The organism is Streptomyces sp. NPDC047971, assembly GCF_040653355.1.
In the GTDB taxonomy this organism is placed as follows: domain Bacteria; phylum Actinomycetota; class Actinomycetes; order Streptomycetales; family Streptomycetaceae; genus Streptomyces.
The window spans coordinates 122,958-138,164 of record NZ_JBEZNW010000003.1 but is presented as its reverse complement, the minus strand read 5'-3'; the positions used below and the strand labels follow the sequence as shown (position 1 = coordinate 138,164).

At 73.9% G+C, this 15,207-nt stretch carries 11 protein-coding genes and 1 pseudogene; 6 read left to right on the top strand and 6 right to left on the bottom strand.

From position 1 onward, the window contains the following. Position 1: 1 nt before the first annotated feature. Together AB0D99_RS04750 and AB0D99_RS04745 are read right to left on the bottom strand one after the other, a co-directional pair. Positions 2-1,333: a nicotinate phosphoribosyltransferase gene (locus AB0D99_RS04750; protein ID WP_362356918.1), complete on the bottom strand. Its 1,332-nt coding sequence runs from the start codon at positions 1,331-1,333 to the stop codon at positions 2-4. Between the two features lie 82 nt (positions 1,334-1,415). Next, entirely contained in the window at positions 1,416-3,347 is a 1,932-nt protein-coding gene (locus tag AB0D99_RS04745) for a serine hydrolase domain-containing protein (RefSeq protein WP_362356916.1), read from the bottom strand. A gap of 115 nt (positions 3,348-3,462) precedes the next feature. On the opposite strand from AB0D99_RS04745, the gene AB0D99_RS04740 reads away from it, so the two are divergent. Continuing rightward, a complete protein-coding gene (locus AB0D99_RS04740; RefSeq protein ID WP_362356914.1) occupies positions 3,463-5,271 on the top strand; it encodes a histidine kinase in 1,809 nt (602 codons plus the stop codon). A 7-nt stretch (positions 5,272-5,278) separates the two neighbouring features. On the opposite strand, the gene AB0D99_RS04735 is transcribed toward AB0D99_RS04740, so the two are convergent. From AB0D99_RS04735 to AB0D99_RS04720, 4 genes are all read right to left on the bottom strand, one after another. Next, on the bottom strand, positions 5,279-5,887 hold the full coding sequence (locus AB0D99_RS04735; RefSeq protein ID WP_362356912.1) for a response regulator transcription factor: 609 nt from the start codon (positions 5,885-5,887) through the stop codon (positions 5,279-5,281). Between the two features lie 120 nt (positions 5,888-6,007). Continuing rightward, complete coding sequence (locus tag AB0D99_RS04730) at positions 6,008-6,481, bottom strand: VOC family protein (RefSeq protein WP_362356910.1); 474 nt, start codon at positions 6,479-6,481, stop codon at positions 6,008-6,010. A 195-nt stretch (positions 6,482-6,676) separates the two neighbouring features. Continuing rightward, positions 6,677-6,904: a hypothetical protein gene (locus tag AB0D99_RS04725; RefSeq protein ID WP_362356908.1), complete on the bottom strand. Its 228-nt coding sequence runs from the start codon at positions 6,902-6,904 to the stop codon at positions 6,677-6,679. A 129-nt stretch (positions 6,905-7,033) separates the two neighbouring features. Continuing rightward, the gene (locus AB0D99_RS04720) at positions 7,034-7,702 is read right to left on the bottom strand and encodes an SDR family oxidoreductase (RefSeq protein WP_362356906.1); all 669 of its coding nucleotides are present in this window, start codon (positions 7,700-7,702) and stop codon (positions 7,034-7,036) included. Between the two features lie 88 nt (positions 7,703-7,790). Here AB0D99_RS04720 and AB0D99_RS04715 point away from each other — a divergent pair. From AB0D99_RS04715 to AB0D99_RS04695, 5 genes and pseudogenes are all read left to right on the top strand, one after another. Beyond that, a pseudogene (locus AB0D99_RS04715) lies at positions 7,791-8,345 on the top strand (TetR/AcrR family transcriptional regulator); the annotation flags it as partial. 121 nt (positions 8,346-8,466) lie between these two features. After that, a complete protein-coding gene (locus AB0D99_RS04710) occupies positions 8,467-10,833 on the top strand; it encodes a SpoIIE family protein phosphatase (protein ID WP_362356904.1) in 2,367 nt (788 codons plus the stop codon). 385 nt (positions 10,834-11,218) lie between these two features. Then, positions 11,219-12,079 carry an ABC transporter ATP-binding protein gene (locus AB0D99_RS04705; RefSeq protein ID WP_362356902.1) on the top strand — a complete coding sequence of 287 codons (861 nt, stop codon included), beginning with the start codon at positions 11,219-11,221 and terminating at the stop codon, positions 12,077-12,079. Beyond that, positions 12,076-13,056: an iron-siderophore ABC transporter substrate-binding protein gene (locus tag AB0D99_RS04700; RefSeq protein ID WP_362356900.1), complete on the top strand. Its 981-nt coding sequence runs from the start codon at positions 12,076-12,078 to the stop codon at positions 13,054-13,056. The genes AB0D99_RS04705 and AB0D99_RS04700 overlap by 4 nt, the downstream gene beginning before the upstream one ends. A 5-nt stretch (positions 13,057-13,061) precedes the next feature. Continuing rightward, positions 13,062-15,128 (top strand): iron ABC transporter permease, encoded by a 2,067-nt coding sequence (locus AB0D99_RS04695; protein WP_362356898.1) that lies wholly within the window; start codon positions 13,062-13,064, stop codon positions 15,126-15,128. Positions 15,129-15,207: the final 79 nt, after the last annotated feature.

The following is a 15,207-nucleotide window of genomic DNA, read 5'->3' as shown; positions in this document are numbered from 1 at the left end:
CTTACTCGCCCTCCGTCCCCGCCCCGAGCCGGTGGCGGACGATGGTGGTCAGGGCCGCGAGCCGCGTCGACGCCGACGGCACCGGCGCGGCGGGGTTCTCGATGCGCCGGGCCGGCTCCGGAAGCTGGGCCAGGTCGGCCTCGAAGCGGGCGCGCGCGGCGTCCAGGGTGTCGGGCGGCTCCGTCCGGAGCCCGCCGCGCATCACGGTCCGCAGCAACGGCTCCGTACCGTCCGGCGGCTCCTCGTTGGCCAGGCCGACGACGTCCCGGAGCCCCGGCCCGCGGAAGACCTGTTTCGGCGCGGGCGCCGTCACCTGCGCGGAGGCGAGCCGCATGACCGGACGCCCGTCGTACTCGACGAGCCGGTAGGACGCGTCCAGATACGGGGCGTCGGCGGCCACACCGATCTTCGCGCCCACGGCGAAGACGTCGACGGGCGCGCCGTCCCGTACGAGCGCGGACACGCCGTACTCGTCGAGTTCCCCGCCCGCGACGATCCGGACGTCCCGCAGGGCCGCCGCGTCGAGGATGGCCCGGGCCCGGTGAGCACGGGCGCCGAGGTCTCCGCTGTCGATGCGGACCGCGCAGCCCGGACCCCGCCCCAGCTCCGCCAGGACGCGGGCGGCCGTCGCCACCCCGCGATCCGTGTCGTAGGTGTCGGCCAGAAAGGTCACCGGGCCCGGGTGGGCGCGCGCGAACGCGCGGAAGGCGTCCTCCTCGGAGGCGAAGGACTCGACGTACGAGCGGGCCATGGTGCCGGACGCGGGAACGCCGTACTGGGCGGCGGCCGCGACGTTGCTCGTACCGGCGAAGCCCACCAGCGCGCAGAGCCGCGCCGCCTGCAGACCGGCCGCCGGTTCGTGGGTCCGGCGCGAGGAGCAGTCCACGAGCGGCCGCCCGGCGGCGGCGAGCACACACCGTGCCGCCTTCGCGGCGACCGCCGTCTGATGGCAGAGGAGCGCCACGAGATACGTCTCCACGAGCCTGGCCTGCGGCAGCGGCGCGGTGACCTCCAGAAGGGGTTCACCGGCGAAGACGAGCCGCCCCTCCGGGACCGCGCGGACCTGGCCGTCGAACGACAGCCCGCGCAGCGGTTCGAGCTCCTCGGCCGGCCGCCCCAGGGCCTCCGCGAACGCGCGCACCTCGGCCCCGCCCATCCGGAAGCGCGAGAGGTGGTCGAGCGCGGGTTCCAGCCCGGCGGCCACGAGGAATCCGTGCCCCGGCGGCAGGTCGCGCACGTAGAGGCTGAAGGTGGCCGGCGCCGGCATCTCCTCGCGCAGATAGGAGAGGGCCATCGTGACCTCGTACAGCTCGGTCGTGGTCACCAGGGACATACTTCGAGGATGCGCGGCCGATCCGCGCGCCGCACGCCCAGCGCGGGCGGGCCCCGGCCGCCGGCTCACGGTCGCCCCGGGGTCAGCCGACCGGGAACCCCGTCAGGTGGTGGTGGAGCACCACGCTCGCCATGGCGAGCGCCGCCGCGGCCGTGACGGTGAACAGCAGACGGCCGGTGAAGGTCCACCACCCGCGGAGCCACCCCGCCACCGCCCCCGTCACGACGATCGGCGTCAGGGCCACCAGTGCCGTCCCCAGCGCCGTGACCGCGGAGAGGAGCGGTGAACCGAGGAGGACCGTCTCCATCATCGCGTTGCCGTCCACGACGACCGCCGCGAGCGCGGCCGCGAACCCCGCCGCGACCAGGCCGGTCGCCGCCGCTGTCGCCCGGGCGGCCCGGGCGGCGGTCGGCTGCCGGGTCCGGCCGCGGGCCCGCCCCAGCGCGGCGTTCGCCGGGAACGCGATCGCGGCGAGCACCAGCACGCCCAGGCCGAAGGCCAGCAGGCCCATGTGGAGCGACGGGTACTGATGCCAGGTCAGCCGCTCGTACGCCGTCGACGGTGTCGCCGACGAGGCCAGCACCCCGCCCTCGGTGAAGGCCATCGTCGCGCCCTGGCCGCCCCGCTCGCGGAAGAGTCCGTCGCCGAGGGCGAGCCAGCTCTGTTCGGGGCGGTCGGGGTCGGGGGAGAGGCCGGTGGTGCGCAGCCCGTTCGCACCCTCCTTCTCGACGGTGACCGACGAGACCAGCCCCTCGACCGCCATGAGGCCGGTGCGGCTGACCCGGGCGGGGCGGTACACCCCGGGGTAGGAGTCGAGCGCCGGGTCCGTGACGGCGTCGCCGCCGGCGCCCGGGGGCGTGGGCGGCTCGGCCGGGACGAGGAGGTCGACGATCCGCTGGATCAGGTCCTTGCCGTCCCACGCGGCCCGTCCGTCCGTGCCGTCGCCGTTGAAGACGACGAACACGCCCACGTCGTGGCCGGGGACGAGGAGCAGGTTCGCGTGGAAGCCGGGGAGGTCGCCCTCCTTGAACCAGCCGGTCCGGCCGTCGCGCCGCCATTCCTCGAAGCCGTAGCCGACGCCGGGCAGCCGGGGATCCTGCCGGTGGTGCACCTGCTGCATCAGACGGTTCGCCGGAGCGTCGCCGGTGAGCTGGTCGGTCATCCAGCGGCCCATGTCGGCGGCGGTGCTGACGGCCCCGGGCCCGGACGGGCTCCACGCTCCGTACTGGCCCCTGTCCTCGGTCCAGCCGGACGCGCCGTCGGGTCGGTAGCCACGGGCGAGACGCGCCGCGATCGGGGCGGGCTGGGGCTGGGCGAAGGTGGAACGCGTCATCCCCAGCGGCCGGAGGACGTGCTCGTCGACATAGGAGGGGAAGGACTGGCCCGACACCTCGGCGACGAGCTGGCCCGCGAGCGCGTAGCCGTAGTTGTCGTACGAGGCGATCGTGCCGGGGGCGCGGATCCGGGACGGGCGGCGCGTCACGAGGCTTTCGGCGAGCGGTTCCACGTCCCGCGCGTCCGCTCTGCCGCGGCCGACGAGGTCGGTGTCGAATCCGGCGGTGTGGGTGAGCAGCCGGTGCAGGGTGACGGGGCGTCCGGGGTAGGTGTCGGGGACCGTGACCGCGCGGAGGTGGTCGTTGACGTCCGCGGCCGGGTCGACCTTGCCCTCGGCCACGAGCCGGGCGGCGGCCTGCGCGGTGAACAGCTTGGCGAGCGAGCCGAGGAAGAAGGTCGTGCGGTGGGGATCGACCGGTGTCCCGGTGCCGACGTCGGCGACACCGTATCCCTTGGTCAGCACGGTCCTGCCGCCGGAGACGACGGTGACGGCCGCGCCGGGGATGCGGTCGTCCGCGAGGTGTCCGGCGACGGCGGTGTCGACGAGGGACTCGAGGGTCCCGGTGCGGGAACCGGCGTCGGCCGGAACGGCCGCGTGGGCGGCGGTGGTCACGGAGACCAGCGCGATCGTGATCGTGGCGGCCGTCGTGACGAGGGCTCGTATCGGCGTCGTACGCATACGTCGACGATCCCGTCCGGCCCGGGGACCGCGGCAGTGCGAGGCGCACCGGCCTGTGTGTATTTCGCATGGGCGGGCCGGGCGGGGCGCACAGGTGTGCGTCTACCGTGGCCCCATGAACGCCCGTCAGGCCGACCGTGCCGCCGCCGGCTCCGAGTCCGGTCCGACGCCCGCCGTCGTCTCCGTGGTCCTCGTCGTCGTGATCCTCGGGTTCTCCTTCGAGCCCGGTGTCCTCCTGCCCCGCCCGGCCGCCGTGCCGATGCTGCTGCTCCAGATCGTCACCTGCCTGCCCGCGACGCGGCGGCTGCGCGGGGCGTGGACCCTGGCCGCGCAGATCCTGCTCGCGCCCTGGTCCGGCCTGCCGGGCTTCCTCGGCGCCTCCGTCCTCCTGGTGGTCGAACGGCCAGTGCGCTGGGCCCTGTTCGCGATCGCCGTCCTCGGCGGAGGGCTGCTCTCCACCGGTGGCGGCGGCGTGCATGCCGCGCTCAACGGCATCGGCAACGCGCTCGCCCACGGCCTGATCATCTACGCGCTCACCCGCCTCAGCGACCTCTACACCGAACTCCGTGCCACCCGGGGCGCTCTGGCCCGGGCCAGGGTCGCGGCCGAGCGGGAGCGTGCCGGGCGTGACCTCGACGCGGTCCTGGGGACGGCCCTGGCGGAGATCGTCCGGCTGGCCGGACAGGGAACGGGGAAGGCGCGGCAGTTGGTGGAGGTGGCGCGGGCGGCGACCGATCGGGTACGGGCCGCTCCGCCCGCGCACTCCGCCGACGGCCCGGACATCCCCCCGGGCACCCTGACGCACCGGCTCGTGTGGCCCATCGTCGTCGCCACCCACGTCGAGTACCTGATCGTGGGCGTGGCCTTCCTGCTCGACGGCGGGGTGACGGGTGGGCGATTCGCCGCGTACACCGCCGCGTTGGCGGCCGTCGTCGGTCTGCAGGCGTACCACTCGCTTCCCCGCCCGCCGGGTGTGCGTCCCCCCTGGGTGGCCTGGACGCTGGGTGCGCAACTGGCCCTCGCGCTCGGTGTGCTGGCGGCTCCGGACGGGCCGTATCCGCAACTGGTCGCGTTCGCGGCGGCCTCGGTGCTGGTCGTCCTGCCGGGGCGTGTCGCCCGGCCGACGGCGGCGGCCCTGACGGCCCTGGTGGCGGTCGTGCTGCTCGTACGGGCGGACGGCCCGGGGGCCCGGGGCACCGCGGTCCTGGTCCTGGACGTCGTGGTGATCGCTCTGGTCTTCTACGGCCTGGCGCTGCTCACCGGACTCGTCCACCAGGTGCGGGAGGCCCGCGGAGCGCTCGCCTCCCTGGCGGTGGCCCGGGAGCGCCGGCGTATCGCCCGGGACGTCCACGACCTGCTCGGCTACGGACTGTCGGCGATCGCCCTGAAGGGCGAACTGGCGTCCCGCGACCCGGATCCGGCGAGAGCCGACGGCCATCTCGCCGACGCGGCCGCACTGGCGGCCCGGGCGCTCGCGGACCTGCGGGCGATCCCGGGGGAGGGCACGGAACTCACGCTCGCCGAGGAGGTGGAATCCGCCCGGAAGGTGCTCGCCGCCGCGGGCGTCGCCGTGCGGACACGGGGAGAGGCCGCGGCCATGGACGAGGCGGCGGAGACGCTCCTCGCCACGGCGCTGCGGGAGGCGGTGACGAACGTGCTCCGGCATGCGACGGGCGCGCGGCGGTGCGAGGTGGAGGTCGGACCGGGCATGTTGCGGGTGGCGGACGACGGGCGCGGGCCGCTGGTGCGGGACGGCGCCGGGGAGCCCGGCGTCGGCGGCAACGGGCTGGGGAACCTGCGCGAGCGGGTGGCCGCGCTCGGCGGGCGGCTGGACGCCGGATCGGTGCCGGGCGGCCGCGGCTACGTCCTGACCGTCCGGCTGGAGCCGGTGCCCGCTCCCGGATCCGTGGCCGTCGGAGGATGACGTCGCGTCATCCCAGCCAGCCCTCCTCCCGGGCGATCCGGACCGCGTCGAGCCGGTTGCGGGCGTCGAGTTTGGTGACCACGGCGCCGAGGTAATTCCGCACGGTGCCCTGGGAGAGGTGCAGTTCCCGGGCGATGTCGCCGAGTTCGGCGCCGGTGGACGCCAGCCGCAGCACGTCGGTCTCCCGGGGGGTGAGCGGGCTCTCCTTCGCGGTGAGCGCCGCGGCGGCGAGCTTCGGGTCGATGACGTGTTCCCCGGCGGCCACCCGGCGGATCGCCGCGGCGAGCTGGTCCGGCGGGGCGTCCTTGAGCATGAATCCGCCGACCCGTGCGGCCAGCGCCGACCGCAGGGCCTCCGGGCGGCCCAGCGCGGTGAGGATCATGATTCGGCATTCGGGCAGCGCGGTGGTGAGGGCGCGGGCGGCGGAGAGGCCGTCCGCGCCGGGCATCTCCAGATCGAGGACGGCGACGGTGGGCCGGTGGGCCAGCGCGGCCGGGACGACGGCGTCCCCGCGGGCCACCTCGGCGACGACCTCCATGTCGTCCTCCAGACCCAGCAGGGCCACCAGCGCGCCGCGGATCAGGTGCATGTCCTCGGCCAGCAGAATGCGAATCATGGTTCTTCCCCCCGGGAAGATCGTAGCGACTTCCCGGCGGCGCGGTCCGGCGCGCGCCGCCCCACCGGCCGGCGGCCCGGTCGTCACTCCCGCCGCCGCCCGGGCCACGCGGCCGGCGCGTCAGGATCCGTCGGCGGCCGCTACCAGGGCGGCGACGTCCAGCTTCCCCATGGCGAGCATCGCCTTCATCGCCCGCTGGGCGCGGGCCTCGTCAGGGTCGCTGAGGAGTTCCTCGAGGACGGACGGTACGACCTGCCAGCTCAGACCGAACTTGTCCTTGACCCAGCCGCACGGGCCCTCCTGGCCGCCCTCGGACAGCTTGCCCCAGTAGTGGTCGACCTCCTCCTGGTCCGCGCAGTCGATCAGGAAGGACACGGCCTCGTCGAAGGTGAACTCGGGGCCGCCGTTGATGGCGGTGAAGGGCGTGCCGTCCAGGACGAAGTCGACGGTCAGCACGGTTCCGGCAGGTCGCGGACCCGCCTCGCCGTAGTGGGAGACGTTCCTGATGGCCGAGTTGGGGAAGACCGAGCAGTAGAACTCCGCGGCCTCCTTGCCCTGCGTGTCGAACCAGAGGTTGGGGGTGATCCGGGGCATCGCGTTCTCCTGATCTCGCGTCACCGCCCGTCCGGCGGCCCGCGCATCATGGCCGCCGCGTGCCCCGAATCCACGCCACTGTTCGCCGCGCCGCCTCAAGACCATGCGGACGAGGGAAGGCGCGGCGCCGATCCGACGGTTACCGTCCCCGGTCGCCCGGTCGCCCGGTCGCCCGGTCGCCCGGTCGCCTGGTGGTCAGAGGATGTGGATGCGTTCCAGGGATCCGTCGCTGTCGCGGATCACCAGGTCGCTTCCCTTGGCGCGTTCGCGTTCGACGTATCCGAGCAGCAGCACCGCCCGGTTGATCACGTCGGCCTTGCTGACGCCGGTCGCGGCGGTGAGCTCCGCGATCGCGGTGACAGCCGGGGGGCACAACGTCACCGAGTACCGCTCGCTGTCGGGATGGGAGGGGAGCTGATCCATGGCAGAGCCTTCCTGGCGATCCGGTGCACCGGCTTCTTCCTGATGCACCGGCGCATCGGAATTGCACCATGAACGCGCGCCCAGTGCACCGTATTTACATCGAAAGCGGTGCGTGCTCCCATGGTCGACTCACGCGAGCCCTTGCTTGACCTGCCGGGTCACCTCGTCGGCGAGGATCTCCGCCACACCCTTCTCGATGCCGTCCAGGGCCTGCGCCGCGACCTCGGCGGGGGAGACCTTCCGCTCCACGGGAACCCGGGCCGCCATGTCGGTGTCCATGTAGGCGACGTGCAGGGCCGTGACGGCGATGCCGCGGGGCGCGAGCTCCTCGCGTGCCGCGTTCGTCTGCGCCCACGCGGCCGCCTTGGTCGCCGCGTAGGAGCCCAGGGCGGCGGGGTGGAGCCAGGACAGGACGGACAGGACGTTCAGTACGGCGCCGCCCCCGTTGCCCTCGATGACCGGGGCGAAGGCGCGCGTCACGGCGAGGGGCCCGAAGAAGTTCGTCTCCATCTCCCGCCGCACCGCTTCCGGTTCCCCCGTGAGCAGCGTGGCGCCGGTGGAGATCCCGGCGTTGTTGACGAGCAGCGTCGCGTCGGACGCGGCGCGGGCGGCCGCACGGACCGACTCCTCGTCGGTCACGTCCAGGCTCAGCGGGACGACGCCCGCGAGCTCCACGGTCTCGGGGCGCCGCGCCGCCGCGTAGACCCTCGCTCCGCGCCTCACCAGTTGCTCGGCCAGGTGGCGCCCCAGGCCCCGGTTCGCCCCGGTGACCACCGCGACGGCGTTCGTCAGTTCCATGGCTGCTCCCAGCTATTTAGATTACCTATCCAATCTAAACGGTACCCTAGGATAGATGCCGAGCGACATCCATATGTGGGGGTGCCCGATGGGCCGCGTATCGCAGGCGCAAGCACAGGAGAACCGCAGGCGGGTCGTCGAAACCGCCTCCCGCCTCTTCCGGGCGCAGGGGACGCACGTCAGCGTCGCCGACCTGATGAAGGAGGCCGGACTGACCCACGGCGGCTTCTACAAGCAGTTCGCCTCCAAGGAAGCGCTGGTCGACGAGGCCACCGCCCACGCGTTCGCCGAGCTCGCCCGGCGCCGTACGACAGGGGTCGAGCGGCACGCCGGGGAGCGCGAGGCCGCCCGGCGGGCGCTGATCGAGGCGTACCTCTCCGTCGAGCACCGGGACGACCAGGCGGACGGCTGCCCGGCGGCCGCGCTCGCCTCCGACATGGCGCGCGGGCTCCGTGCCCAGGAGGCGGGCCGGGTGTACGCCGAGGGGGTCCGCGACTTCGCGACGGCGCTCTCCACCGACGACGAGGACGGCATCACCCGGCTGTGCACCATGGTCGGCGCCCTCGTCCTGTCCCGGGCCACCCAGGGCTCCCCCCTCTCCGAGGAGATCCTCTCCGCCGCCCGCGCGGCCCTGACGGAAGCCGACCGGCCGACGGAGGCCGCCACCGGAAGGGGAGGCGCCGGCGACCCGGCACCCCCGGCGGAGCAGGGCCCGTCGGGCGTTCGTCGGCCCTCGCGGCCCGGCGCGGCGTAACGTCGTTCTTGTGGACTTCACTGCGGACAGCCTCGTCTCCCGCGCCGCTCGTGATCTCAGCCTGCGACCGGATCAGCTGATCCAAGACGTGGAGCGGGCCCTGCGACGTGAGGTCCCCCAGGTGTGGACGGACCCGGACATCGCCCTCGACGCGGCGCAGACCGTCGCCGAGCATGTGCTCGCGGCCCTGGCCGGCATCGAGCGCGGCATCGAACCGAGCCAGGTCGACACGCCCTCGTCCGACCTGGAGCGCGCCCGCCGTCTCGCCCGGCACGGGACGCCCATCAGCGTGCTGCTGCGGGCCTTCCGCCTCGGGCAGGGCGTGCTCGTCGACAGGATGCTGGCGGAGCTGCCCCGGCTCACCGGCGACGCCGAGCTGATCAGCGCGGCGGCGCGCAAGCTCATCGCGACGGTGACCGGCTATGTCGACCGCGCCTCGGAGTACGGCGTGTCCGCCTACCAGGAGGAGCGGGACCAGCGACTGCAATGGCGGCTGTCCATGGTGAACGAGGCGAGCATGCGCATCGGCACCACGCTGGACATCGCCCGCACCAGCCAGGAACTGGCGGACTTCGCCATCGCGCACTTCGCCGACCTCGTCACCGTCGACCTGCTCGACTCGGTGCTCCGCGGACTCGACACCCCGATGCGGCCACCGCTCACCCTGCGGCGGGTCGCCGAACGCTCGGCGGCCGCGGAGCACGCCGACACGACGACGCTGCCGCGCACGTCCTTCGTCTGCGCGGACGGTACGCCGACGGCCCGCGCGCTCATCACGGGCCAGCCCTCCCGCCACGACCTCGACACCGGTCGGCCGGCGCCCCCGGACCCCGGGCGCGGTGCCGAGGACGGAAGCCACTCGACGCTCGTCGTACCGCTGCGGGCCAGGGACGCGACCTTGGGCGTCGCGCAGTTCGTCCGCCACCGCGACAGCGGTCTGTACGACGACGAGGACCTGCTCCTCGCCCAGGAGATCGCCGCCAGAGCGGCGGTGGCGGTGGACAACGCCCGGCGGTACACGCACGCCCATGCCGCGGCCCTCACCCTGCAGCGCAGCCTGCTCCCGCACGAGACCGCCGAGCAGTCGGCGGTGGAGGTCGCCTTCCGCTACCTGCCGGCGGGTGCCCAGGCGGGTGTGGGCGGCGACTGGTACGACGTGATCCCGCTGTCCGGAGCGCGCGTCGCCCTCGTGGTGGGAGACGTCGTCGGCCACGGCATCCACGCCGCCGCCACCATGGGACGGCTGCGGACCGCCGTGCGGACCCTCGCCGACGTCGACCTGCCGCCCGACGAACTGCTCACCCACCTCGACGACGTCGTCCTGCGCCTCTCGGCGGAGGCGGCGCCCGCGCGGAACGCGGCTGCGGACGTCCGGGACTCCGCGCCCGCTCGGCAGGCGGCGGACGTCAGGGACGCGGGTGCCGAGCGGGACGCGGCCCCCGAGCGGGGCGTCGGCGGCCGGGGTGTGGCAGGGCGGAATGCCGCGGACGTCGGCACCGCTCCGGACGTCGATTCCGGCCGAACTTTCGGGCCGGGCACCGACCAGGACGCCGACGGCGCCGCCGACGGCGAGTCCTTCGGTGACATCGGAGCCACCTGCCTCTACGCCGTCTACGACCCCGTCACCCGGCAGTGCTCCCTGGCCCGAGCCGGCCACCCGCCGCCCGCCCTGGTCGCCCCGGACGGCACCGTCGAGATCCTCGACCTGCCGCACGGCCCTCCGCTCGGCCTGGGCGGCCTGCCCTTCGAGGCGGCCGAGTTCGAACTGCCCGAGGGCAGCCTCCTCGCCCTCTTCACCGACGGCCTGATCGAAGCCGGGGACCGGGACGTCGAGACGGGCCTCGCGCTGTTGCGCCGCGCCCTCGCGCGGCCCGCACCCTCCCTGGAACGGACCTGCGACAGCGTGCTCGAAGCCCTGCTGCCGCCCCGCTCGGACGACGACGTCGCCCTGCTCCTGGCCCGTACCCGCACCCTCGGTGCCGGCCAGGTCGCCGACTGGGACGTGGAAGCCGCTCCCTCGGCCGTCTCCAGGGCCCGGGCGGACGTGACCCGGCAGCTGACCGCTTGGGGGCTGGAGGAGCTGGCCTTCACCGCCGAACTGGTGGTCAGCGAACTCGTCACCAACGCCATCCGCTACGGCCGCCCCCCGATCCGGCTGCGCCTGATCCGCGACCGCGCGGTGATGTGCGAGGTCTCCGACACCAGCAGCACCACCCCGCATCTGCGCCGCGCCGGAGTCTCCGACGAGGGTGGGCGCGGCCTCTTCCTCGTCGCCCAACTCGCCGAGCGGTGGGGCACCCGGCATGCCCGGCAGGGCAAGACGGTGTGGGCGGAGCTGTCCGAGACGGCCGGATTCCCGATGGGGGACTTCGCATAGCGTCGGTGGGGGACTTCGCATAGCGCCGACGGGGGAGCCCTGCCGGCCCCGCGGGTCCGGCCTGTGCGTCCGGCGCGTGCGTCTCGCCCGCGCGACCCGCTCGTGCGTCCGGCCGGACCACGCCCGTATGTCGCGCTCGTGGTCCGGCCGGGCGTCCCGCGCCTCGTCGTTCGCGGAGGCGGCCCGGTTCCGTGGCCGGAACGGCGGGGCCCCCGATTCACCAACAGGACGGCTTCGCACGGGAGTTCGTCTCGCCCCCGAGGGGCTGGTGAGGGGCCGCGGTCCGCCCTCCCGAACCGGATCCCAACCTTGGCCGGATTCCACCTTGTCCCGGTTCTCAGGGGGGCCTATTCGGTGCGGGTAAGGATAGGCTAACCTCTCCTTCGTGCAAGCAGGTGAAGAGACCGTCGCGACCTCGCGTCCCCACGGCCATGAACTTTCGGCCACGGACGTCACCGTGGCCTACGACGGCGTCGATGTCGTCCACGACGCCTCGATGACGCTGCGTCCGGGCGAGGTGACGGTCCTCGTCGGGCCGAACGGCAGTGGCAAGTCGACGCTGTTGCGGACGCTCGCGCGGCTGCAGCGGCCCCGGACCGCCACCCTGGTCATCGACGGCGACACCGACGGCCTCGCGCTCAGCCCCCGTGACTTCTCGCGTCGCGTCGCGCTGCTCACCCAAGGGCGGCCCACGCCCAGCGGCCTGACGGTCCGCGATGTCGTCGAGTTCGGGCGGTACCCGTACCGGGGACGCTGGGGCAAGGCCGACCCGGGCGGCCGGGCCGCGGTGGACCGCGCGCTCGCCATGACCGGAGTCGAGGAGCTCGCCGAACGCGGTGCCGAGCACCTCTCCGGCGGACAGCTCCAGCGCGTCTGGCTCGCGGGCTGCCTCGCCCAGGAGACCGGCGTGCTCCTGCTCGACGAACCGACGACCTACCTCGACCTGCGCTACCAGGTCGAACTCCTCGACCTCATGCGCGATCTGGCGGACGACCACGGCATCGCCGTGGGGGCCGTCCTGCACGACCTCGACCAGGCTGCCGCCGTCGCCGACCGGATCGCGCTGCTCCAAGCGGGCCGGATCATCGCCGAAGGCCGCCCCGAAGACGTCCTGACGGCGTCCCGCCTGACGGACACCTACGGCATCCGCATCGACGTCGACACCGACCCCACCACAGGGCGGCTGCGCACCCGCGCCATCGGCCGCCACCACACGCGAAGCGAAAGGCTCAGCCCCACCTCATGAGACGCCTCCTCCTCACCGCCGCGGTCGCCACCACGGCGGCGCTCACCCTGACCGCCTGCGGTACCACCGAGCCCGCCAAGGACGACGCGAAGAAGTCCGCCCAGCCGATCACCCTCACGGACGACACCGGCGCCAAGGTGGAGCTCGACGGACCCGCCAAGAAGGTCGTCGGCACCGAGTGGAACGTCGTCGAGACCCTGATCTCGCTCGGTGTGGACCCCGTGGGCGTCGCCGACGTCAAGGGCTACAAGACCTGGGACTCCGCCGTTCCGCTGAAGAACGAGCCCAAGGACATCGGCACGCGCGGCGAGCCGAGCGTGGAGACCATCGCCGGTCTCAAGCCCGACCTCATCGTCGCCACCAGCGACCTGCCGCCGGCCGCCGTGAAGCAGCTGCGCGGGATCGCCCCGGTCCTGAACCTCACGGCCGCCGACGCCAAGGACCCGATCGGCCGGATGACGAAGAACCTCGACGCCATCGCCAAGGCCACCGGCACCACGGCCAAGGCCGACACGCTCAAGAAGGGCTTCGAGGCGAAGCTCGCCGAGGGCAAGAAGGCCCTGGCCGACGCCGGTCTCGGCGGCGCCAAGTACGCCTTCGCGGACGGCTACCTCGTCTCCAACCAGGTCCAGATCCGCCCGTTCACCAGCGGTTCGCTCATCGGCGCGGTCAACGAGAAGCTCGGCCTGAAGAACGCCTGGACCGTCGAGGGCGACCCGGCCTACGGCCTCGGCACCACCGACGTCGAGGGCCTCACCAAGCTCGGTGAGGGCGTGCACTTCGCCCACATCAGCAACGACGGCGACCCGAGCAGCAACCCGTTCGAGGGTGCCCTGGCCAAGGACAAGGTGTGGACCTCGCTGCCGTTCGTCAAGAAGGGCGACGTGCACCGGCTGCCCGACGGCATCTGGATGTTCGGCGGCCCCGAGTCGATGAACCAGTACGTCGACTCCGTCGTCAAGGCGCTGACGAAGTAACCCCGATGGCCGTCACCGCACCTTCCTCCGCCACCCTTCCGTCGGCTGTCGCGTCCCGGTCGGGCGCGGCAGCGGTGACGGCCCTCCTGCTCCTCCTCGTCGGGGGCCTCGCCCTCGTCGACATCACCCAGGGCACCGCCTCCGTCGGCGCCTCCGAGGTGTGGAAGGCGTTCACCGGCCGGGCCGACCCGGCCGACGCGTCCGTCGTCATCGCCTCCCGCCTGCCGAGGATGGCCGCCGGCCTGTGCGTCGGCATCGTCCTCGGCATCGCGGGCGCCGCCCTCCAGGCCGTCAGCCGGAACGTGCTCGCCTCTCCCGACACGCTCAGTGTCAACGCGGGCTCCTACCTGGCCCTCGGGCTGGTCTCCGCGAGCGGGATCTCGCTGCCGCTGCTCGCCTCCTCCGGCGTCGCCTTCGTCGGCGGCCTCGTCGCCGCCGCCGTCGTCCTCGGGCTCTCCGGCCTCGGCGCGGGCACCGTCCGCCTCGTGCTCGCCGGCAGTGCCCTCACCCTCGGCCTCACCGCCGCCACCGAGGGGCTGATGCTGCTCTTCCCCCAGGAGACGGAAGGTCTGTTCACCTGGAACCAGGGCAGCATCTCCCAGAACGGCTTCGACGGCGTCCTGCAGATGGCGCCCATCGGACTCCTCGGCCTGATCGGTCTGCTGCTCGTCTCGCGCAGGGTCGACGCGCTGGCCCTCGGCGACGACGCGGCCCGCGGCCTCGGCGTCCCCGTGCGCGGCACCCGCGTCACGGCCGTCGTGCTCGCCGCACTGCTCTCGGCCGCCGCCGTCACCCTCGCCGGACCGATCGGCTTCGTGGGCCTGTGCGCCCCCGCCCTCGTCCGGCCCCTCGTCCGCAGGTTCCGCGCCTTCTCCCGTGCGCGAGCCGCGCTTCCCCTCGCCGGACTCGCGGGCGCCGCCCTCGTGCTCGGCTCGGACGTCCTCCTGCGCGCCGTCATACCCGCGGACACGGCGGTCGCCGTGCCGACGGGCGTCGTCACCAGCCTCGTCGGCGCCGTCTTCCTGATCGTGATGGCGACGCGGGTCCGCGACACCGCCGGTGCCGCAGCGGTCGACCGGCTGCGCATCCGTAGCCGGTCCGCCTTCCTGACCACCACGACCCTGCTGGTCGCGGCACTCGTGGGGGTGATGATCGCCGCCGTCCTGCTCGGCGACAGCAAGCTGCTCCTCGGCGACGTCGTGAACTGGGTCCAGGGCAACGCCGGCCGGACCGTCTCCTTCGTCCTCGACACGCGCGTGCCACGGGTCCTCGCGGCGCTGCTGGCCGGCGCGGCGCTCGCCCTGGCCGGAACGCTCGTCCAGGCCGTGACCCGCAACCCGCTCGCCGAACCCGCGACGCTGGGAGTCTCCGGCGGTGCCGCGCTGGGCGCGGTCCTCCTGGTCACATCGGTGCCGCTGGCCGCCTCGTGGAGCGTCGCCGGTGCCGCGTTCGCCGGCGCCGCCGTCAGCTCGGTCATCGTCTTCGGACTGGCCGCGCGCGACGGGTTCCGGCAGAACCGCCTCGTGCTCGTCGGTTTCGGTGTCGCCACCGGCTCGGCAGCCCTGGTCAGCCTGCTCATCGTCCTCACCGACCCGTTCAACGCCACCAAGGCACTGACCTGGCTGTCCGGTTCGACCTACGGGCGGACCATGCCGGACGTCCTCCCGCTGGCGCTCGTGCTCGTCGTGGGCACGGTGGCCGCGTTCGCGAGACGTACCGAACTCGACCTCGTCTCGCTCGACGAGGACACCCCGCGGCTCCTGGGGATCGGCCTCGGCCGGGTCCGCCTGGGCTTCCTCGCGCTGAGCGTCCTGCTCAGCGCCACCGCCGTGGCCGCCGCGGGCACCATCGGCTTCGTGGGGCTCGTGGCACCGCACGCGGCCCGCGCCCTCGTGGGCCGGCAGCACACGCGCGTGGTTCCGGTCGCGGTCCTCCTCGGCGCGATCCTCGTCTGCGCCGCGGACCTGGTCGGCCGTACGGTGATCGCACCGGCCCAGCTCGGCGCCGGAACGATGACGGCCGTGATCGGCACGCCGTACTTCCTCCACCTGCTCATCCGCAGTCGCCGCTAGGACGTCACCGCCCCCGTCCCCGCCCGAGGCGGCCTCGACGGGGGTGGGTCTCCAGGACGTCACCGCCCCCGTCACCACC